The 19,148-nt window shown below is 74.4% G+C and carries 15 protein-coding genes and 1 pseudogene; 7 read left to right on the top strand and 9 right to left on the bottom strand.

Annotation, left to right across the window (positions count from 1 at the left end; genetic code table 11):
* Positions 1-78: 78 nt before the first annotated feature.
* Together IE287_RS14665 and IE287_RS14660 are read right to left on the bottom strand one after the other, a co-directional pair.
* Positions 79-285, bottom strand: coding sequence for a cold-shock protein (locus tag IE287_RS14665; protein ID WP_229883489.1), 207 nt, complete (start codon positions 283-285; stop codon positions 79-81).
* A gap of 98 nt (positions 286-383) precedes the next feature.
* The gene (locus IE287_RS14660) at positions 384-1,301 is read right to left on the bottom strand and encodes a glutaminase (protein ID WP_189849464.1); all 918 of its coding nucleotides are present in this window, start codon (positions 1,299-1,301) and stop codon (positions 384-386) included.
* Between IE287_RS14660 and IE287_RS14655 the strand changes: the two genes are divergently transcribed.
* A complete protein-coding gene (locus IE287_RS14655) occupies positions 1,300-2,151 on the top strand; it encodes an N-formylglutamate amidohydrolase (protein ID WP_189849463.1) in 852 nt (283 codons plus the stop codon). The genes IE287_RS14660 and IE287_RS14655 overlap by 2 nt on opposite strands.
* 39 nt (positions 2,152-2,190) lie before the next feature.
* Here the strand turns inward: IE287_RS14655 and IE287_RS14650 are convergent, their stop codons facing one another.
* Positions 2,191-3,603: an aminopeptidase P family protein gene (locus IE287_RS14650; protein WP_189849462.1), complete on the bottom strand. Its 1,413-nt coding sequence runs from the start codon at positions 3,601-3,603 to the stop codon at positions 2,191-2,193.
* Positions 3,604-3,753: 150 nt separating this feature from the next.
* On the opposite strand from IE287_RS14650, the gene IE287_RS14645 reads away from it, so the two are divergent.
* The gene (locus IE287_RS14645) at positions 3,754-4,734 is read left to right on the top strand and encodes a helix-turn-helix domain-containing protein (RefSeq protein WP_189849461.1); all 981 of its coding nucleotides are present in this window, start codon (positions 3,754-3,756) and stop codon (positions 4,732-4,734) included.
* Between the two features lie 6 nt (positions 4,735-4,740).
* Here IE287_RS14645 and IE287_RS14640 read toward each other — a convergent pair whose 3' ends face one another.
* The 6 genes from IE287_RS14640 to IE287_RS14615 form a co-directional block, all read right to left on the bottom strand.
* Positions 4,741-6,774, bottom strand: a complete 2,034-nt coding sequence (locus IE287_RS14640; protein WP_189849460.1) for a prolyl oligopeptidase family serine peptidase — start codon at positions 6,772-6,774, stop codon at positions 4,741-4,743.
* Between the two features lie 27 nt (positions 6,775-6,801).
* Positions 6,802-8,553 carry a serine/threonine-protein kinase gene (locus tag IE287_RS14635; protein ID WP_189849459.1) on the bottom strand — a complete coding sequence of 584 codons (1,752 nt, stop codon included), beginning with the start codon at positions 8,551-8,553 and terminating at the stop codon, positions 6,802-6,804.
* A 79-nt stretch (positions 8,554-8,632) separates the two neighbouring features.
* On the bottom strand, positions 8,633-10,357 hold the full coding sequence (locus IE287_RS14630; protein WP_189849458.1) for an acyl-CoA dehydrogenase family protein: 1,725 nt from the start codon (positions 10,355-10,357) through the stop codon (positions 8,633-8,635).
* 160 nt (positions 10,358-10,517) lie between these two features.
* The gene (locus IE287_RS14625) at positions 10,518-11,156 is read right to left on the bottom strand and encodes a PadR family transcriptional regulator (protein WP_189849457.1); all 639 of its coding nucleotides are present in this window, start codon (positions 11,154-11,156) and stop codon (positions 10,518-10,520) included.
* A 206-nt stretch (positions 11,157-11,362) separates the two neighbouring features.
* Positions 11,363-11,713, bottom strand: coding sequence for a hypothetical protein (locus IE287_RS14620; RefSeq protein ID WP_189849456.1), 351 nt, complete (start codon positions 11,711-11,713; stop codon positions 11,363-11,365).
* Positions 11,714-12,008: 295 nt separating this feature from the next.
* Positions 12,009-12,494 (bottom strand): DedA family protein, encoded by a 486-nt coding sequence (locus tag IE287_RS14615; RefSeq protein ID WP_189849455.1) that lies wholly within the window; start codon positions 12,492-12,494, stop codon positions 12,009-12,011.
* Positions 12,495-12,846: 352 nt separating this feature from the next.
* Here IE287_RS14615 and IE287_RS14610 point away from each other — a divergent pair, with 352 nt between their 5' ends.
* The 5 genes and pseudogenes from IE287_RS14610 to IE287_RS14595 all read left to right on the top strand — a co-directional run bounded on the left by IE287_RS14610 (position 12,847) and on the right by IE287_RS14595 (position 19,145).
* The gene (locus tag IE287_RS14610; protein ID WP_189849454.1) at positions 12,847-14,070 is read left to right on the top strand and encodes a metallophosphoesterase; all 1,224 of its coding nucleotides are present in this window, start codon (positions 12,847-12,849) and stop codon (positions 14,068-14,070) included.
* Between the two features lie 71 nt (positions 14,071-14,141).
* Positions 14,142-14,646 (top strand): annotated as a pseudogene (locus tag IE287_RS14605) (response regulator transcription factor); the annotation flags it as partial.
* Positions 14,623-16,308, top strand: coding sequence for a serine hydrolase domain-containing protein (locus IE287_RS38520; RefSeq protein ID WP_229883499.1), 1,686 nt, complete (start codon positions 14,623-14,625; stop codon positions 16,306-16,308). The pseudogene IE287_RS14605 and the gene IE287_RS38520, both read left to right, overlap by 24 nt.
* Positions 16,309-16,679: 371 nt before the next feature.
* On the top strand, positions 16,680-18,101 hold the full coding sequence (locus tag IE287_RS14600) for an extracellular solute-binding protein (RefSeq protein WP_189849453.1): 1,422 nt from the start codon (positions 16,680-16,682) through the stop codon (positions 18,099-18,101).
* 84 nt (positions 18,102-18,185) lie between these two features.
* On the top strand, positions 18,186-19,145 hold the full coding sequence (locus IE287_RS14595; RefSeq protein WP_189849452.1) for a carbohydrate ABC transporter permease: 960 nt from the start codon (positions 18,186-18,188) through the stop codon (positions 19,143-19,145).
* The last annotated feature ends 3 nt before the right edge of the window (positions 19,146-19,148 follow it).

Genomic DNA, 19,148 nt, shown 5'->3' with positions numbered 1-19,148 from the left:
CGGGACGGCCGGGACCGCCCCGCGCCGGCGGCGGCGGGCTGCTCCGTACGGGGCGGCGGCGCCGGGGGCGGCCGCGGGTCAGACGCGGAGTTCGCGGGCCTCGAAGCGTCCCTCCCCGAGGACCAGGACGAAGGTGACCTGCTGCCCCTCGGAGAGCGAGCGGACGCCGTCCTCGACGTCCTCCGCCCTGAAGTAGACGGGTTCCCCGGAGCCGACGGGCAGCACGAACCCGTAGCCGGCGCGGCGGTTGAAGGACTGCACGAATCCGGTGGTGCGGTTGTCCACGGCGACCTCCCTGGCTCCGGGGCGCGCACGGCGCCCCTTCGGATCTGTACCCCGTGCGGGGCACGCCCGCCAGCCGGGCCGCGGGGCGCGCCGCCGGGTCAGAAGACGGAGAGGCCGGTGATGGTGGTGAAGCGGTCGAGGGCGGCGACGCCGGCGACCGAGTTGCCCCGCTCGTCGAGTCCGGGGCTCCACACGCACAGGGTGCAGCGGCCGGGCACCACGGCGATGATCGCGCCGCCGACGCCGCTCTTCCCCGGGAGTCCGACCCGGTAGGCGAAGTCGCCGGCGGCGTCGTAGGTGCCGCAGGTGAGCATGACGGCGTTGATCTGTTTGGCCTGGCTGCGGGTGAGGAGCCGGCTTCCGTCGGCGCGGACGCCGTGCCGGGCGAGGAAGCCGGTGGCGACGGCGAGGTCGGCGCAGGACGCCTCGACCGAGCACTGCCGGAAGTACTCGCGCAGCAGCGTGGGCACGGGGGTGGTGATGTTGCCGTACGAGGCCATGAAGTGGGCGAGGGCCGCGTTGCGGTCGCCGTGCTCGCCCTCGGAGGCGGCCACGTCCCGGTCGAAGTCGAGGTCGTGGTTGCCGCTCTCGGCGCGCAGGAAGTCCCGCAGGCTGCCGGAGGCGTCGCCGGTGAGCCGGTGCAGCCGGTCGGTGACGACGAGCGCGCCCGCGTTGATGAACGGGTTGCGGGGGACGCCCCGCTCGTACTCCAGCTGCACCAGCGAGTTGAAGGGGTTGCCGGACGGCTCGCGGCCCACGTGCTCCCACAGCGCGTCGCCCTCCCGGGCGAGGGCGAGCGCCAGGCCGAAGACCTTGGTGACGGACTGGGTGGAGAAGGGCCGCTGCCACTCCCCCACGCCGTACACGGTGCCGTCGAGCTCCGCCACGGCCATCCCGAAGCTGCGCGGGTCGCCCGCGGCGAGCGCCGGGATGTAGTCGGCCGGGCGGCCCCGGACCGCGAGGCCCTCGATCTCCTCGGCGATGCGTTCGAGGACGGGCAGGAACGAGTGCATCATGATCGCATTGTGCCGGTCCAGCAGCAGGGAGACGAACGCCGTGCCCGACACCTCCGCCGCCCCCTTCCGGCTCCTCCCCGGGGCCGCCGACTCCCCGGTCCTCCTCCACGTCCCGCACTCCTCGCGGGAGATACCGGCCCCGGTGCGGGCCGGCATCGTCCTCGACGACGCGGCGCTCGGCCGGGAGCTCGACCACCTCACCGACGCGCACACCGAGGAGATCGCCGCCCGCGCCGCCGGGGCCGCGGGGCGGGCGCCCTGGCGGTTCGTGAACGGGCTGTCCCGGCTCGTGGTGGACCCCGAGCGGTTCCCCGACGAGCGGGAGGAGATGCTCGCGAGCGGCATGGGCGCGGTCTACACGCGGACCGCGCACGGGGCGGAGCTGCGGCCGGCCGGGTTCGACGGGCGGGCGCTGGTGGAGCGGTACTTCGAGCCGTACGCGCGGGCCGTGACCGAGGCCGTCGACGAGCGGCTCGCCGCGGCCGGGCGGGCGGTCGTCGTCGACGTGCACTCCTACCCGACCGGGGCCCTGCCCTACGAGCTGCACGGCGACGGCCCGCGGCCGCCCGTCTGCCTGGGCACGGACCCCTTCCACACCCCGGCGTGGCTCCTGGAGGCGGCCCGCGAGGCCTTCGCCGGGTTCGGCGGCACCGGGGTCGACAGCCCCTTCGCGGGGACGTACGTGCCGCTGCGGCACCACGGGCGGGACCCGCGGGTCGCCGCCCTCATGGTGGAGATCCGCCGGGACCTGTACATGGCCGAGCCGGGCGGCGCGGCCGGGCCCGGGCTCGGCGCCCTCGGCGACGCCCTGGCCGCACTGGTCGACCGGGTCTCCGCGCGGACGGTCTGAGGCTCCCGGCCCCGCGCGGGGCGGGGCCGGGGTCCGGTCTCAGCCCGCGACGCGGGCCATCCACTCCTCCACCTCCGCGGAGGTGCGGGGCAGGCCCGCGGAGAGGTTCTCGTGCCCCTCCTCGGTGACCAGCAGGTCGTCCTCGATGCGGACGCCGATGCCGCGCCACTCCTCGGGCACGGTCAGGTCGTCGGGCTGGAAGTAGAGGCCCGGCTCGACGGTGAGGACCATGCCCGGCTCCAGGACCCCGTCGACGTACTCCTCGGTGCGCGCGGTGGCGCAGTCGTGCACGTCGAGGCCGAGCATGTGGCCGGTGCCCGCCATGGTGAAGCGGCGCTGGAGGCCCAGCTCGTAGGCGCGGTCGACCGGGCCCTCGATGCAGCCCCACTCCACCAGCTTCGCCGCCAGGTGGCGCTGGGCCGCCTCGTGGAAGGCGCGGTACGGGGCTCCGGGCTTCACGGCGTCGAAGCCGGCCTGCTGGGCCTCGTACACGGCGTCGTACACCTGCCGCTGGACGGGGGTGAAGGTGCCGCTGATGGGCAGGGTGCGGGTGACGTCGGCGGTGTAGAGCGAGGTCGTCTCGACGCCCGCGTCGAAGAGCAGCAGCTCGCCCGGGCGGACCGGGCCGTCGTTGGCGGTCCAGTGCATGATCGTGGCGTGGTCGCCGGCGGCGCAGATGGAGCCGTAGCCGACGGAGTTGCCCTCCAGGCGGGCACGGCGGAAGAAGGTGCCCTCGATCCACCGCTCGGAGGTGGCGACGGCGGTCGACAGGTCGCCGATGGCGTCGGTGAAGCCGCGGACGGTGGAGTCGACGGCCTTGCGGAGCTCGCCGACCTCCCAGGCGTCCTTGACCAGGCGCAGCTCGCCGAGGACGTCCTCCAGCTCGGTGTCCCGCTCCTCGTCGGTGGTGACGGCCGCCTCCAGGACGGGGTCGACGCCGCGGACGATCCGGGTGGGCACGCCGGCGCCGGCGGCCAGCTCGGCCGCCGCGTCGCGGACGTCGCGGCAGGGCAGTCCGAGGACGGCCTCGGCCTCGGCGAGGGAGAGCCGGCGGCCCATCCACAGCTCGGCGGTGTAACCGATCCAGAAGGTGTCGTCGTCGCGGCCGTCGCGGGGCAGCTGGTAGCAGTGGGCGTCGTGGCCGCCCTCCGCGCGGGGCTCCAGGACGAGCGCGCAGTCGCGGGCCTGGTCGCCGGTCATGTGGACGTAGGCGGAGTGCGGGCGGAAGGGGTACGTGTCGTCGTTGGAGCGGACCTTGAGGTTGCCGGAGGGGATGACGAGGCGCTCGCCGGGGAAGCGCGCGGAGAGCGCGGCGCGGCGGGCGGCGGCGTACGGCGCCTGCTCGGCGAGCGGCAGGTCGTGCCGCTCGGTGTCGGCCCAGCCGGTCCGCATCAGCGCGGAGAGCTCCTCGGAGATGCCGTCGTACAGGCCGTTCTTGCGACCCTTCGCCACGTCGTGCTCCTTCTGTCGGGTGTGCGGATGACACCGCCGGTCGTGGGCGGTGCACGGACCGTAGCCCGCCCCGGGGTGCCGCGGTGCCCCGTGGTGCCAGTGGCACGGATCGGACACCGGGGGGCTCCGGTCGCGGACAGAATGGGGGCCATGGCGAACGCGAAACTGGGTGAGGCCCTGCGTCTCCTCGGCCTCGGCGAGACGGCGGCGCGGCTCTACCGCGCGCTCCTGGAGCGGGCCCCGGCACCGCTGGCGGCGGTCGGCGCGGCGGCGGGGCTCGACGGGTCCGCGCTGGCGGAGGCGTACGGCGAGCTGGTCGACGCGGGGCTCGCGAGCCCGGCGGCCGAGGGGGGCGCGGTGGCGCCGGTGCCGCCGGCGGCGGGCCTGGAGGTCCTGGGCCGGCACCGGGCCGCCGAGCTGGACGAGTCGCGGATCACGGTGGGCGGCGCCTTCGAGGCGTTCCGCCGGCGGCGGCTGGCCGCGTACGACGACGACCTGGTGGAGGTGGTGACCGGGGAGGCGATCGGGCCGCGCATGCGGCAGGCGTGGGCGAGCGCGCGGCAGCAGATCCGGCAGATGGACTCGCCGCCGTACTTCCCGATCCCGGCCTCGACCGAGGACGCGCTCGCGACGCTCGCCCGGGGCGTCACCCAGCGGGTGATCTACTCGCGGGCCTCGCTGGAGCAGCCGGGGCACCTGGAGGAGTCGATCGAGCCGGTGATCGCGGCGGGCGAGCAGGCCCGGGTGCTGCCCTCCGTGCCGGTCAAGCTGGTGCTGATCGACGACGCCTACGCGCTGGTCTCGCTGTCGATCAGGGAGGCCGACGTGCACCACACGATGCTGGTGGTGCAGCCGTGCGGACTGCTCTCGGCGCTGGTGGCGCTCTTCGAGCAGTCCTGGCGGGACGCGCTGCCCTTCCACGGCCGCACCGCGCTCCCGGGCGGGCTCCCGCCCGCCGACCGGCGGCTGCTGTGGCTGCTGGCCGGGGGCGCGGCGGACGAGGTGATCGCCCGGGAGATCGGGGTCAGCCGCCGCACCCTCTTCCGCCGGATCCAGGTCCTGATGGCCCGGCTGGGCGCGGCCAACCGCTTCCAGCTGGCGCTCCAGGCCCAGCGGCACGGCTGGCTCTGAGCCCGCTCAGTCCCGGGCGAGGTGCTTGCGCAGGAAGGTGTACATCAGGGCCTTGTTGCGGGCGGCCTGCGCGTTGTCGGTGGCGCCCGCGTGCCCGCCGCCGGTGTTCTCGTGGAAGAGCACCGGGTGGCCGAGCTCGCGCAGCCGCGCCGCCGCCTTGCGCGCGTGCCCGGGGTGCACCCGGTCGTCGCGGGTGGAGGTGGTGAGCAGCACGGGCGGGTAGGGGGCGCCGGCGGTGAGCCGGTGGTACGGGGAGAGCTCCCGCAGGTGCGGCAGGTCGGCCTCGTCGTCGGGGTCGCCGTACTCGGCGATCCAGGAGGCGCCGGCGAGCAGCTTGTGGAAGCGGACCATGTCGAGCAGCGGCACCTGGCAGACGATCGCGCCGAAGAGCTCCGGGTGGCGGGTGAGCATGGCGCCCATGAGGAGGCCGCCGTTGCTGCCGCCGGCGGCGCCGAGCCGCGCCGGGGTGGTGATGCCGCGGGCGACGAGGTCCCGGGCGACGGCGGCGAAGTCCTCGAAGGCCTTGTGACGGCGGGCGCCGAGGGCGGCCTGGTGCCAGTCGGGGCCGTACTCGCCGCCGCCGCGGATGTTGGCGATGACGTAGGTGCCCCCGGTCTCCAGCCAGCCGCGGCCGGTGAGCGCCGCGTACGACGGGGTGAGGGAGACCTCGAAGCCGCCGTAGCCGTAGAGGAGGGTGGGGCCGGGCGCCGGGGCCTCGTCCGCGGACCGGTCGGGGCCGATGACGAAGTACGGGACGCGGGTGCCGTCGTCGGAGGTGGCGAAGGCCTGCTCGACGGCGAGCCCGGAGGCGTCGAAGCGGGCGGGGGCCTGGCGGAGGACCTCGGTGTCGCCGCCGATGTCGCCCCGGGTGAGGGTGGACGGCTGGAGGAAGCCGGAGACGTCGAGGAAGTACTCGTCGGAGACGTCCGGGTCGGTGTCGGTGACGCCGACCGCCGACAGCGGCGGCACGTCGGCGAGCGGGGCGCGCGACCAGCCGCCCTCCTCGCGCGGGGTGAGCACCTCGATGCGGGTGCTGACGTCCCGCATGGTCTCCAGGATCAGGTGGTGGCGGGTCCAGGAGTGTCCGGCGAGCGCGGTCCGCTCGTCGGGGGTGAAGAGCGCCTCGGCGGTGCGGTCGCCGGCCAGGAAGGCGTCGAAGCCGAAGGCGAGGAGGGAGCCGGCGGGGTGGCCGAGCCAGGGCGACTTGAGGGTGACGACGAGGTGCCCGCGGTGGGCGTAGACCTCGGCGTCCTCGGGGACCTCGATCCGCACGAGCCGGTCGTCGGGGGTGAGGAGGTGGGTCTCGCTGCGGAAGAAGTCGAGGGAGCGGCCGACGAAGTCCCGCTCGAAGCCGGGGGTGGCGTCGTGCCAGGCCCAGGCGGAGACGTCGGTGGGCTCGCCCTCGAAGAGGGTGACGGCCTCGGCGAGCGGGGTGCCGCGCCGCCAGCGGCGGACCGTGCGCGGGTATCCGGCGTCGGTGAGCGAGCCGGGGCCGTGGTCGGTGCCGACGAAGACGGTGTCGTCGTCGATCCAGCCGATGCTGGTCTTCGCCTCGGGCAGGGTGAAGCCGTCCTCGGCGAAGGCGCGGTCCGCGAGGTCGAACTCGCGGACGACGACGGCGTCGCCGCCGTCGCGGGAGAGGGAGACGAGCGCCCGGTCGTGGGCGGGCCGGCGGACCCGGGCTCCGGCCCACACCCACTTCTCGCCCTCGGCCTCGGCGAGCGCGTCCACGTCGAGCAGGACCTCCCACTCGGGGGCGTCCTTGCGGTACTGCTCCAGGGTGGTGCGCCGCCACAGGCCCCGCACGTGCTCGGCGTCCTGCCAGAAGTTGTAGAGGTAGGGGCCTCGGCGGGTGGTGTAGGGGATGCGGTCGACGGCGTCGAGCACCTCGCGCAGGCGCTCGGCGAAGGCGTCGAAGCCGGGTCCGGCGGCGAGTTCGGCCTCCGTCTCGGCGTTCCGCTCGGCCACCCAGGCGAGGGCCCGCTCGCCGTCGACGTCTTCCAGCCACAGGTACGGGTCGTCATGGTTCACGCGGGCCATTCTCCCCCGCCGCCCGGTGCCGGTGCCTCAGTCGGCGACCAGCGTGTGCACCACCTTGCCGTCGGCGTCGACGGCGAGGTAGCCGACGGCGCTGTACTCGTTGGTGCGGTAGACGAGGAGGGTGGGGCGGTCCTCGTTGAAGGTCCACCGCTTGACGAGCAGGTACCGCATGGCGGGCTCCTCGACCTTGAGCTCGCGGTCGGCGCGCTTCGCCAGGGCCGGCAGGTCGTCCCAGGGCATGCGGGCGGGGTCGAAGGGCTGGTCGTCGGCGCTGGACGCGAGGATGGTGCCGCCGATGCCCTGCCGGGTGACCTCGCCGTCCCGGTACTGGTACCGGTCGTAGGTCTTCGCCCCCTGCTTGGTGGGGATCTCCGCGATGGCGTACTCCTCGTAGACGGAGATCTGCTTGACCGTCGGGACGCCGGTGGCCTCGCGGAACGCGGCGACGACGGTGCGCATGCCGTCGGGGGTGAGGAGGGAGCCGGCGCGCGCGGTGGCGGGCGGGGTGGTCGCGGGGGTGGCGCCGGTCGACGCGCCGGGCGGGGCGGTGCGGTCGGCGGACCCGGTCCGCTTGCCGTCGCCGGTGCCGGTGTCCGTGCCGAGGCCGAGACCGCCGGTGCTGCTGGTGCCGCCGGTGCCGCCGTCGCCGTCGTCGCCCGGGAAGAGCTGGGGGAGGCCGAGGGCGAGCAGGGCCGCGGCGACGGCCAGGCCGCCCGCGACGGTGACGGCGCGCCGCCGCCGGGCGGGACCGGTGCGGGGCGCGGGGTGCGGACCGGCGGCCGGCGGGACGGGCTGCCCGTGGCCGGGGCGGACGTACGGGTGGGCCGGGGGCGGCGGGTACGCGGCGGGGGTCGGCGGTCCGAAGCCCGCGGGGACGGCGTCGGAGGGCGGCGCGGGGACGGTGCCGCCCGCGACCCCCGGGTGGGCGCCGGCCCGGGTCTCGGCCTCGGCGAGGAGGCGGTCGAGCTCCGCGCCGTCCGGGCGCAGGGCCGGGTCGCGGACGAGGAGGCGGGTGAGGACGGGCCCGAGGGCACCGGAGCGGACCGGCGGCGGGATCGGGTCGTCGAGGACGGCGACGACGGTGGCGAGGCTGGTGGCGCGGCGCAGCGGGTGGTGGCCCTCGGTCGCCACGTACAGGAGCATGCCGAGGGACCACAGGTCGGAGGCCGGGTTGCCCTCCTCGCCGCGGACCCGCTCGGGGGCGATGAACTCGGCGGAGCCGATGAGGTCGCCGGAGGCGGTGAGCCGGGAGGTGGCCTCGTCGAGGACGGCGATGCCGAAGTCGGTGAGGACGGCGCCGCCCTCGGCGCGCAGCAGGACGTTGGCGGGCTTGACGTCGCGGTGCTGGATGCCGGCGGCGTGCGCGGCGCGCAGGGCGCCGAGGACCTGCCGGCCGAGGGAGACGGCCTCGGGGACGGTCAGCGGCCCGGCGGCGAGGCGGTCGGCGACGGAGCTGCCCTCGACCAGCTCCATGACGATCCACGGGGCCGAGCCGTCGGCGGGCTCGACGATGTGGTGCACGGTCACGACGTGCGGGTGGGAGAGGCGGGCCAGCGCGCGGGCCTCGCGGACGGCCCGGGCCCGCATCTGGGCGGTGAGGCCGGGGTGGGCCGCCTCGGCGGCGGGGTCCGGCGGACGGACCTCCTTGAGGGCGACGTCCCGGTCGAGGGCGATGTCCCGGGCGCGCCAGACGGTGCCCATGCCACCGCTGCCGAGCCGGGAGATCAGTCGGAACCGTCCGTCGACGAGAGGTCTGCCGTCGTCGTCACTCGTGCTCATGTGCGGTCATCGTAGGGGGTGGGACCGACAGCCGGGGTCCCGGGCCGCGCGCCGGGGGGCGCGGCCCGGGACCGGGGTGTCAGGGCCGCATCTCGTAGGCGCCGGAGAGGGCCTCGACGCGGGACCAGACGCGGGCGGTGCGGGCCTCGTCGACGACCGGGCGGCGGACCGCGCCGAGCGCCCACTCCTGCTGCGCCGCGGTGGCGGAGTCCTTGCCGTGGAGCTCGACGGCGTAGCCCGAGAAGTCGCGGACGAGGACGGCGAAGAGCTCGTCGAGGACGTCGTCGTCGAGGCCGGTGAGGGCGGCCTGCTCCAGGACGAGCTGGGCGTGGACGACGAGCGCGAAGAGCTGCCCGACGGCGAGGAGCAGGTCCAGGTCGCGGCTCTGGGCCTCGTCGGGGGCGGCGGTGCGGACGAAGTCGCAGAGGGCGTCGGCCTGCTCGCGGAAGCGGGCGACGTTGGGGAGCCGGTCGTACGCGTCGAAGGCCGGGCGCCAGTCGTGGAAGCGGACGGAGCCGAGGCCGCGGGCGGGGCCCTGGCGGAAGAGGAAGGCGTCGTCGGCGGCGTCGAGGCGGGTGGGGACGGCCGGGTGGTCGACCGGGTCGAGGAGGTGGTTGCGGAGGAACTTGAGGATCAGGGCGAGGTTGACGTGGACCGTGCCCTCCAGCTTCGGCAGGCCGCGGATCTCGACGGCGGCCTGGGCGAAGTAGTTGTCCTTCTCGAAGCCCTTGGCGGCGATGACGTCCCACAGGAGGTCGACGACCTTCTCGCCCTCGGTGGTCACCTTCATCTTCGTCATGGGGTTGAAGAGGAGGTAGCGGCGGTCGTCGGGTCCGGCGGTGCGGAAGTAGTCGACGGCGCGGTCGCTGAACAGCTTCATGCCCGCCAGGCGCACGTAGGCGTCGGTGAGTTCGCGGCGCACGTGGGGGAAGGCGGTGACCGGGCGGCCGTAGAGGATCCGGTTCTGCGCGTGGGTGACGGCCTCGTACATCGCGTGCTCGCAGATGCCGATGGAGGCGGTGCAGAGGTTGAACTTGCCGACGTTGACGGTGTTGAGGGCGGCGTCGAAGGCGGCGCGGCCGGTGTGCAGGACGTCCTCGGGGGCGACCGGGTACCCCTCCAGGCGGAACTCGCTGACGAACTTCGAGGAGTCGACGACGTTCTTGACCAGGTGGTAGGCCGGGTGACGGCTGTCGGCGGCGAAGAAGACGTAGCCGTCGGGGCCCTCGACGTCGGTGCGGCGGCCGAAGACGGAGACGAGGCCGGCGGCATTGCCGTTGCCGATGTAGTACTTGGATCCGGTGGCCCGGAAGCCGCCCTCGCCGTCGGGGGTGAGGAGCATGTCGGTGGAGTAGATGTCGGCGCCGTGCGTCTTCTCCGAGAGGCCGAAGGCGAAGACCTCGCCCTGGTCGAGGAGTTCGGCGGCGCGGGCGCGGGCGGTGGCGTTGTCGCTCTGCCAGACCGGACCGAGGCCGAGGATGGTGACCTGCCAGGCGTACCAGTAGTCGAGGCCGTAGAAGCCGAGGATCTCGTTGAGGGCGGCGATGCGGGCGGTGTCCCAGCGCTTGTCGCCCTGGCCCTCGCCGGCCTCGGCCGCGGGGGTCAGGAAGGTGGCGAAGAGGCCTTCCTTCGCGGCGAAGGCGAGGAAGTCGCCGAGCCAGGCGCGGGTGCGGTAGTCCTCGATGATCCGGCGCTTGCCGCGCTCCTCGAACCAGTCGACGGTGGCGCGCAGCAGCCTGCGGGTCTCGGGGTCGAAGTGCGCGGGGTCGTAGGTGCGGGGGTTGAACAGCAGCGCGTCGGACACGGGTTACCGCCTTGGGGCGTCGAGGGTGGGTGAGGGGTGGGGGCAGAGCCCCGGGGCCAGGCGTGGGCCGGAGAACCGGAGGACTGGAAGGCCGGAGGACCGGAAGGCCGGAGGACCGGAAGGCCGGAGGACCGGAAGGCCGGAGGACCGGAGGCGGGCCTCAGAAACGGTGCAGGGTGGCGAGGACGTCGTCGAGCCAGGCGATCATCATGCGTTCGTACGCGATGCCGCCCCGGAGCACGACGTGCTGGAGCTCGCGCTCGGCGTCGGGCGACGCTCCGGACGGGGGCGGGGAGGACCCTTCTCCCACCGGGGACGAAGGCGCTTCCGCCGGGGACGAAGGCGCTTCCGCCGGGGACGAAGGCGCTTCCGCCGGGGACTGCGGCGGGAAATCGCGCCCCTCGCCCGCGAGGTAGTGGGCGAGGCGGTCGGCGTGCGCCTGCCGGTGCCGCTCGACCTCGCGGACGAGGCCGGCCGGGTCGTCGAAGGCGGCGCCTCGGATCTTCACGGCGAGGTCGTGCCGGACGGTCTCGGGCTCGATCGGCTCGTGCAGCCAGGAGCTGAGCGCCGCGTGCCCGAGGTCGGCGACGGAGTACTCCCGCTTGTCCGGCCGGCCCTGCTGCGCCACCTCCCGGGCGGCGACCCAGCCGTCGTTTTCCATCCGCTTCAGCACGCGGTAGATCTGCTGGTGGGTGGCGGTCCAGAAGTAGCCGATGGACCGATCGAACCGCCGGGCCAGTTCGTATCCGGAACCCGGCTTCTCCAGCAGGGAGACGAGGATCGCGTGTTCGAGCGCCATGCCCCCGATCCTGCTATGCAACTGGTTGCATAGCAAGGTGGGCGCCCGCCGGTGAGACGCGCCTCACCCCACGAGCGCCCCCAGGCCTCGCACCGCGCTGCGCGCCCCGGTCACACCGCCCGGAGGACCGGGGCCGCCACCTCCGGCCCGACCGCGTGCAGTCGGCCCAGGTGCGGGTCGTGTCCGCGCAGGCCCTTTCCGGCCGGTCACCGCCGCCGGAAGGCCTCCCCCCACGTCGGGTCGCGGTCGTCACGGGCGACGAGCGCGTCGAGCACGAGCGGGGCGAAGGCGTGCGCCTGGATCCCGGGCCCCTCGAAGCGCCCGGCCGTCACGGCGCCCGGGCGGGCGCGCAGCGGACGGCCGATGACGTCCCGCCGGATCCGGGTCCGCGGCACCACGTGGGGCTCGCCGTCCCGGAGGCCCGGGCCGGGTTGGCGGAGGGACTCGGCCGGCCCGGCGGCGAGGGCCGGCAGGCCGGCGGCCGCGGGGGCGGGACAGTCGTGGGCGTGGAGGTGCCGCCGGTGGGCCGTGTCGATCCGCGGTCTGTCATCGGTCATGGTCACGGCGTCACTTTCCGCGCCCGGAACGGGAGAAGGCAACCGTTTATCGGACGACGGATGGCGGGAATCGGGCGGTGGGGGACGGCGGGGGCGATGGGGACGGCGGGGGACGGTGAGGCACCCCAGGTCCGCACGCCGGCCATCGGCGCGGAGGGGTCCGCGACCCGGTACGCCGACACGGTCCGGTACGGCGACACATGCCGGTACGGCGACACATGCCGGTACTCCGGCACGTGCAGGTGGCCCGGCACGTACCGCCGCTCCGGCGTCCGCCGAGACCGGCCGCGTCCTCCTAGGAGGCCTCGCCGTCGGCGGGAACGGGCGCGGGCGGGACCGTCCTGCGCCTGCGGTGCACCACCACACCGCACACCACGAGCAGGAGGGCGGCCACCGCGGCGACCCCGAGGGCCGTCCGCTCGGCGAACAGGTCGGCCAGCACCCCGAGCACGCCGATCCCGACGGTCGCGTAGACCAGCGCCCAGGCCGCTCCGCCGACGAACAGCGCGGGCAGGTAGCGCGTCAGGGGCATCCGCATGCTGCCCGCGAGGAAGTTGGCGGCGGTCTGGAAACCGACGGTCAGGAAGGAGACGGCCACCACCGGCGCGCCCCACCGCTGGATCGCCCGCTCGACCCGCTGGAACTTGGCCGAGGAGATGCGCTCGGCGAACCGGCTGCGCCGGGCGCCCGCGCCCGCGAGCCATCCGACGGCGAAGGTCCCGCCGGCCCGGAGCAGCACGATGACGTAGAGGGCGCCGGCCGTGAACGCGATCTCACCCACGACGCCTCGTCCCGGGCAGCGCGCCGGGGGTCACGGCACCCGTCACCCGCCTCGCACGTCCCGCTCCAGCGGGCCCACGGCGGGCACCGGCCCGCTCTCCGCCACTCACCTGCGCTCTGCCTTCGTCTCTGCCCGTTCCGTCCTCGGGGTCCCCGCCACGGCGGCGGCGGAACCCGACCCGGCATCCGACCCTACATGCCAGGCAAGGCCAGCCTAACCAAACAGACATCCGGTGGATACGGGGCGTCCCGGCTCCCCTCCCCGACCCCTTCCCCGGCCCCCGTCCCGTGCCCCGGGGAACGCGTGCAGAATCGGTCGTGATCCGCCGGGACAGATCCTCAGGAGGGGAAGCGTGACCGAGACCAGCGACACCCGATCCGCCGCGGGCGGGCCGCACGGGGCGCCACCCGGCCGTCTGCAGCGCCTGATGCGCTTCGTCCCGCTGATCGCCCCCGTCCTGCTGTGGGCCGTGCCGTGCGGGGTGCTCCTGCACACGGGCCAGCGCTGGCCGCTGCCCGTGGCGGCGGCCGGCACCGCGCTGTCCGTGCTGGGCCTGGTCGGGATGCCGCTCGCGATGGTGCACGGCCACGGGCGGCGCCAGCGGGACCGCGCGGCGATCGTCGGCGACACCCTGCTGGGCGTCAGCTGGGTGCTCTTCACCTGGTCCGTCCTGCTCGGCGTCCTGCTGCGGCTCGCCCTGACCGTGGCGGACGTGGGCGACGGACGGGACCGGGCGCGCCTCGTGACCTGGGCCGTCCTCGGCGTCTGCGCCGTCCTGCTCGCCTGGGGGTACGCCGAGGCCCGGCGCGTGCCGCGGGTGCGCCGGCTCGACGTGACGCTCCCGCGCCTGGGGGCGGGGCTCGACGGCACCCGGGTCGTCCTGATCACCGACACCCACTACGGCCCGCTCGACCGCGCCCGCTGGTCGGCACGGGTCTGCGAGACGGTGAACACCCTGGAGGCCGACCTGGTCTGCCACACCGGCGACATCGCGGACGGCACGGCCGAACGCCGCCGTGCCCAGGCCGCTCCCCTGGGCACCGTGCGGGCGACCCGCGCCCGGGTCTACGTCACCGGCAACCACGAGTACTACAGCGAGGCCCAGGGCTGGGTGGACCTGATGGGCGAGCTGGGCTGGGAGCCGCTGCGCAACCGCCACGTGCTGCTCGAACGCGGCGGTGACACCCTCGTGGTCGCCGGCGTCGACGACGTCACCGCCGAAGCCTCCGGACTGGCGGGCCACCGCGCCCACCTCGACGGGGCCCTCGACGGCGCCGACCCCGCCCTGCCCGTCCTCCTCCTCGCCCATCAGCCCAAGTTCGTCGACCGGGCGGCGGCCCACGGCGTCGACCTCCAGCTCTCCGGCCACACCCACGGCGGCCAGATCTGGCCCTTCCACCACCTGGTCGGCATCGACCAGCCGGTCCTCGCCGGCCTCAGCCGGCACGGCGTCCGCACCCTCCTCTACACCAGCCGCGGCACCGGCTTCTGGGGGCCGCCGTTCCGCGTCTTCGCCCCCAGCGAGATCACCCTGCTCGTACTCCGCGCCCCGCGGGGGCCGGAGGCGGGCGCGTGATCCGGATCCTGCCGGCCGAGGACACGTAGATCCGCGGGGCACTGGTCGCCCTGCCGGGTCTGGAGCCGGACATGGAGGTCGTGGCGGAGGTGCCCGACGGCGACGCGGTCGTCCCCGCCGCGCTCGCGCACCGGCCCACGGTGGCGGTGCTCGACGTCGAGACGCCCGGCAGGGACGGACTCGCCGCCGCCCGGGACCTGGGTGCCGCGCTGCCGGAGTGCCGGGTGCCGGTCCTGACCGCCCTGGGGCGGCCCGAGGTGCCGCGGCCGGCGCTCGCGGCGCGGGTGCACGGCTTCATGCTGAAGGACGCGCCGCCGGACCGCCTCGCCGACGCGGTGCGCCGGGTCGCGGCCGGGGAACACGTCATCGACCCGAGGGCTCATGGCCGGGGAGAGCCCGCTGGGGGACAGGGAGACCGACGTGCTGCGGCTGGCCGCCGGGGGCGCCGAGCTCTCCGAGATCGACCGCGGGCTGCACCTGTCGCAGGGCACGGTACGGAACCGCCTCGGCGCGGCCGTCACCAAGCTCGACGCCCGCGACCGGCTGGACGCGGTGCGGATCGCGCGGGAACAGGGCCGGCCGGCCCGACCAGGCGGGCGAGGGGCGCATCGGCAGCGTGGGGGCGCACCCGCGGCCGTCGGGGGTGGGGCCGGCCCGCAGCTGCGCGCCGAGGAGGCCGCCCGGTCACGCAGGTTCCCGAGTCCGTTGCCCACCCCGGCCGCCCCGTCACCCTGGAACCACCTGCTCACGCGCACCGGGGGCTTCGACAGCGACCTCGTGGGCCGCGACAGGGCCGCCGCCGAGGACGGGGAGCCGCTCGCCGAGAGCCCGGCCACGCGGCGGCCGCCGCGGGTGCGCGCGCCCGGGGAGACCGTCGCGTACGACAACTACGGCTACGCCCTCGCCGGCCGGCTCGTCGCGGACGTCTCCTGGACGGACTTCCCCTCCTGCGTCGAGACGCGGATCCTCCGGCCGCTGGGCATGACCCGCTCCCCCTTCGCCCAGCCGCAGCCCGCGCGGATCGCGGCGCACCTGGCCCGCGGCCACCGGCCCGACGGCGCCTCCGGCTGGACCGAGGAGAAGGGTCGGTACGGAGCGTGGAGCGCGGCCGGTCCCGGCGCGGCCGGCACGGCTGCCGACATGGGGCGCCGGCTCGTCGACCGGCCGACCGCCCACACCCCGGCGAACCGTCTGATGCAGCGCGTCCACCACCGCCAGGACCCCCGTCCGCCCGGGCTCGGACACGGCTACGAGGAGTGGCGGGGCGGCGGGCACACCGGCTGGTTCAAGGACGGTGACATCCCCGGTTTCCACTCCGCCCCGCTGCTCCTGCCGGAACGCGGTCCGGGCATCTTCGTCGTCTTCAACGGCGACGGCGTCGACGGGCGCGCCGGGCGGGACGGCAGGGAGCCGGTCGACCGGATCGTCGGGGCGCTCGCCCCGCGTCCCTCCGCCCCGCCCGCGACCCCCGCGCCGCCACGGCCGACCCCGCCCTCGCCCCGTACACCGGCAGTTACCGCGCCACCCGGGTCAGCCGCGCCGGCCTCATGGCCGTCGAGGGGCTGGCGGGAGCGGTCACCGTCGGGCGGGACGGCGGGAACGGCCTGCGCACCACCGGCCTCTCCCCCGCCCCCGACCGGGCCGAACAGCGCTGGACCGCGCCGGGCGGCGGACTGTTCCGTGAGCGGGACGGCGGCGACGCCACGATCGCCTTCGCCGGCGGGGGCGTGCCGGTCTCGTCGGCGACGCCGTCGACGGCGTACGGGAAGCTGTCCTGGAGCCGGTCCCCCGCCCTGCACACGGCCCTGCTCGTCTCCGGCGCGGCCGTGTCGGCCCTCGGCGCCGTCGCCTTCCCCGCGACGGCGGTGGCGCGACGTCTCCGCGTCCGGTCGCCGCACCCGCGCGGCGCGGGCCGCGCGGGCCGCGGCGACGGTGGCGGGGCTGCTCACGGGGGCCTTCGCCGCGGCGCTCGCGGCGGTCGTCTCCGACGTCAACGCCATGATGGAGGCGGTGCCGCTGGGCTCTCCCCCGCTGTCGGTGGTCACCGTCCTGGGCACCGCCCTGGCGGCGACGTCCCCGGGCGTGGTGGCGGGTGCGGTCGGGGCCTGGCAGCGGGGCTGGTGGACCCGGACCGCGCGCACGCTCTTCACGCTCACCGCGCCGGCCTCCCCCACCACGGCGAGCCTCCTCCTCCACTGCCACCTGGTGAGCGCGCCCCTGACCCGGCTCGCCTGGTGAGCGCGGCCGGCGGGAGCGGCGTGTCGTGGCCCCGGTCCTGTGTGCCGGTGGTCGCACCGTGCGCCAAGGTAACGGGTCGATGGAAAAAGTTGAAGTGATCGCGCAAATCATTTACTCCTTGCGCGACAGTCCCGGCGCACGGTCCATCCGGCGTCCACTCGGCGTGATCCCGCCCTGGAGGGGGCCCTCACGTGCGACGGGGAACCGGAGGCGCCCCGCCCCAGAAAGCGAGGCGATTGTCGAGCAATTACGAAATGAGCGCGATATCTTGCGTTCACTTGTTGGGGGTGGTTGAGTGTGCCGCGCCCCGCAAAGCAGTCGCCGACCTCGGCGGGGCACCCTCCCAGTTCTTGCCCGAAGGGGACCACTCGATGAGAAGTGCCAGGCTCCGCCGTACCCGCCGCGCCAGCGCGGTCGCCGTCGTCTCCGCGATGACGCTGACCGCTCTCGCCGCCTGTGGCACGAGCAGCAGCAGCGACTCCAGCGGTGGCGGCGCTTCGCAGCCGACCGGCTCGTCCGACGCCTCCGCTCCGCTCGACCCGAACACCAAGGTGACGATCACGATCGACTGCATGCCGCCGGCGGCGAAGGCGGCCGAGCTGAAGGAGTGGAAGGAGGACGTCGCAGAGTTCAACAAGACGTACCCCAACGTCACCATCGAGGGCCGCTCCACCCCCGGCCAGTGCCTGGAGCCGCCGCGCTTCACCGCCATGCTCAAGGCGAAGTCGCAGCCGGACGTCTTCTACACCTACTTCACCGACCTGCCCCAGGTCCTGTCGGAGAACGGCGCCGCGGACATCTCCGCGTACGTCAACGACAAGACGGTCCCGGCGCTGAAGGACATCGACCCCAACGTCCTCGGCTCGCTCAAGCAGGACGGCAAGCTGTACGGCCTGCCGACCAGCAACTACACCATGGGCCTGCTGATCAACCGCAAGCTCTTCAAGGACGCCGGCCTGGACCCCGACGCCCCGCCGCGGACCTGGGAGGAGGTCCGGGCCGCCGCGAAGAAGATCGCGGGTCTGGGTGAGGGTGTCTCCGGGTTCGGCGAGTACAGCGCGGCCAACACCGGCGGCTGGCACTTCACCGCCCAGCTCTACAGCCTCGGCGGCGACGTCGTCGACGCGAGCGGGAAGAAGGCGGCGTTCAACAGCGAGCTGGGCAAGCAGGTCGTGAAGAACCTCCACGCCATGCGCTGGGAGGACGACAGCATGGGCAAGACCCAGCTGCTGAAGTGGGGCGACCTCCAGAAGCAGATCGCCACCGACAAGCTCGGCATGTTCCTCGCCGCGCCCGACGACATCGCGTACATGGTGCAGCAGCTGGGCGCGAAGTACGAGAACTTCGGCATGGGCCCGATCCCGGGCGGCAAGAACACCCTGGCCGGCGGCAACAACTACATGATCAAGCAGGGCATCGCGCCCGACAAGATCAAGGCCGCCGTCGCCTGGCTGAACTTCAAGAACCTCACGGTCGGCAAGGGCCAGTTCGACTGGGCCCGCACCAAGGCCGACAAGCTCCCGGTCGGCATCCCGCAGCCCAACTTCTGGCTGAACGGGTCCAAGACCACCGACGACGCCGCGCGCGTGGAGCACGCCACCATGCCGGTCGCCAACTTCAAGACCTTCATGGACAGCCCCGTCCCGGGCAAGGCCGAGCCGCCGAAGGCCCAGGAGCTCTACAAGATCCTCGACAACGTGATGTCCGGTGTCCTCACCAACAAGGACGCCGACATCGACAAGCTCCTGGCCACGGCCGAGACCCAGGTCAACCAGGTACTGGCCAACCAGTGACCCGGCCGGGCGGGGCGGACCCCGACCGGTCCGCCCCGCCCGCCGGCACCCCCAGAAGCGGCAGTCCCGTACCAAGGAGCACGTATGTCGGCCCCGAGCCTGACCCCGAGCAAGGCGGGGCGCCCCCGCCACCCCGAGCCGCGCCCCCAGGGGCCCGCGGCCCCCGGCGGCGCGTTCGCCAAGAGCCTGCGGCGCAACCTGACGGCCCACGGTTTCCTCATCGGCGCCGTGGTGTGTTTCGCCGTGTTCTCCTGGTGGCCGATGGTCAGGGAGTTCCTGCTGGCCTTCCAGAAGACCGAGAGCGGCGAGTCGGTCTGGGTGGGCCTGGACAACTTCCGCACCGTCTTCAACGACCCCTCCTTCTGGCAGGCCTGGGGCAACACCGTCTGGTACACCGTCCTGGCCCTGGTGTTCGGCTTCGTGGTCCCCTTCGTCCTGGCGATCACGATCAACGAGTTCCGGCACGGCAAGGGATACCTGCGGCTGCTGGTCTACCTGCCCGTGATGCTGCCGCCGGTCGCCGCCGTCCTGCTCTTCCAGTACCTGTACGACCCCGGCTACGGCCTGCTCAACGAGCTGCTCGGCTTCGTCGGCCTGCCGGAGCAGCAGTGGCTCCAGGACGCCGACATCGCGATGTTCTCCCTGGTCATCGCCTCGACCTGGATGAACATGGGCGGCGCCACGCTCATCTATCTGGCCGCGCTCCAGGGCATCCCGGGCGAGCTGTACGAGGCCGCCGAGCTCGACGGGGCCGGTCTGCTGCGCAAGATCTGGCACGTGACGGTCCCGCAGACCCGCCTGATCCTGTCCCTGATGCTGCTGATGCAGGTCATCGCCACCATGCAGGTCTTCGTCGAACCGTTCCTGCTGACCGGCGGCGCCGGCCCGGAAGGGTCCACGACCACGGTCGTCTACCTCATCTACCAATACGCCTTCAACTTCAACAACTACGGCGCCGCGGCCGCCCTCGGCCTGCTCCTGCTCGTACTGCTGGCCGGGTTCTCGGCCGCGTACGTCAAGCTCAGCCGCGCCGAGGACGAGTAGGAC

It is taken from the genome of Streptomyces omiyaensis, from assembly GCF_014650895.1.
Classification (GTDB): Bacteria; Actinomycetota; Actinomycetes; order Streptomycetales; family Streptomycetaceae; genus Streptomyces; species Streptomyces omiyaensis.
Note: the sequence above shows the minus strand (reverse complement) of the source record. Positions and strands in the feature narration are given on the sequence as shown.

Coding starts and splice junctions, on each gene's coding strand:
- IE287_RS14655 (WP_189849463.1), top strand. CDS start 1,300: ATGATCGCATTGTGCCGGTCCAGCAGCAGGGAGACGAACGCCGTGCCC.
- IE287_RS14660 (WP_189849464.1), bottom strand. CDS start 1,301: ATGATGCACTCGTTCCTGCCCGTCCTCGAACGCATCGCCGAGGAGATC.
- IE287_RS14645 (WP_189849461.1), top strand. CDS start 3,754: ATGGCGAACGCGAAACTGGGTGAGGCCCTGCGTCTCCTCGGCCTCGGC.
- IE287_RS14640 (WP_189849460.1), bottom strand. CDS start 6,774: ATGGCCCGCGTGAACCATGACGACCCGTACCTGTGGCTGGAAGACGTC.
- IE287_RS14635 (WP_189849459.1), bottom strand. CDS start 8,553: ATGAGCACGAGTGACGACGACGGCAGACCTCTCGTCGACGGACGGTTC.
- IE287_RS14625 (WP_189849457.1), bottom strand. CDS start 11,156: ATGGCGCTCGAACACGCGATCCTCGTCTCCCTGCTGGAGAAGCCGGGT.
- IE287_RS14620 (WP_189849456.1), bottom strand. CDS start 11,713: ATGACCGATGACAGACCGCGGATCGACACGGCCCACCGGCGGCACCTC.
- IE287_RS14600 (WP_189849453.1), top strand. CDS start 16,680: ATGAGAAGTGCCAGGCTCCGCCGTACCCGCCGCGCCAGCGCGGTCGCC.
- IE287_RS14595 (WP_189849452.1), top strand. CDS start 18,186: ATGTCGGCCCCGAGCCTGACCCCGAGCAAGGCGGGGCGCCCCCGCCAC.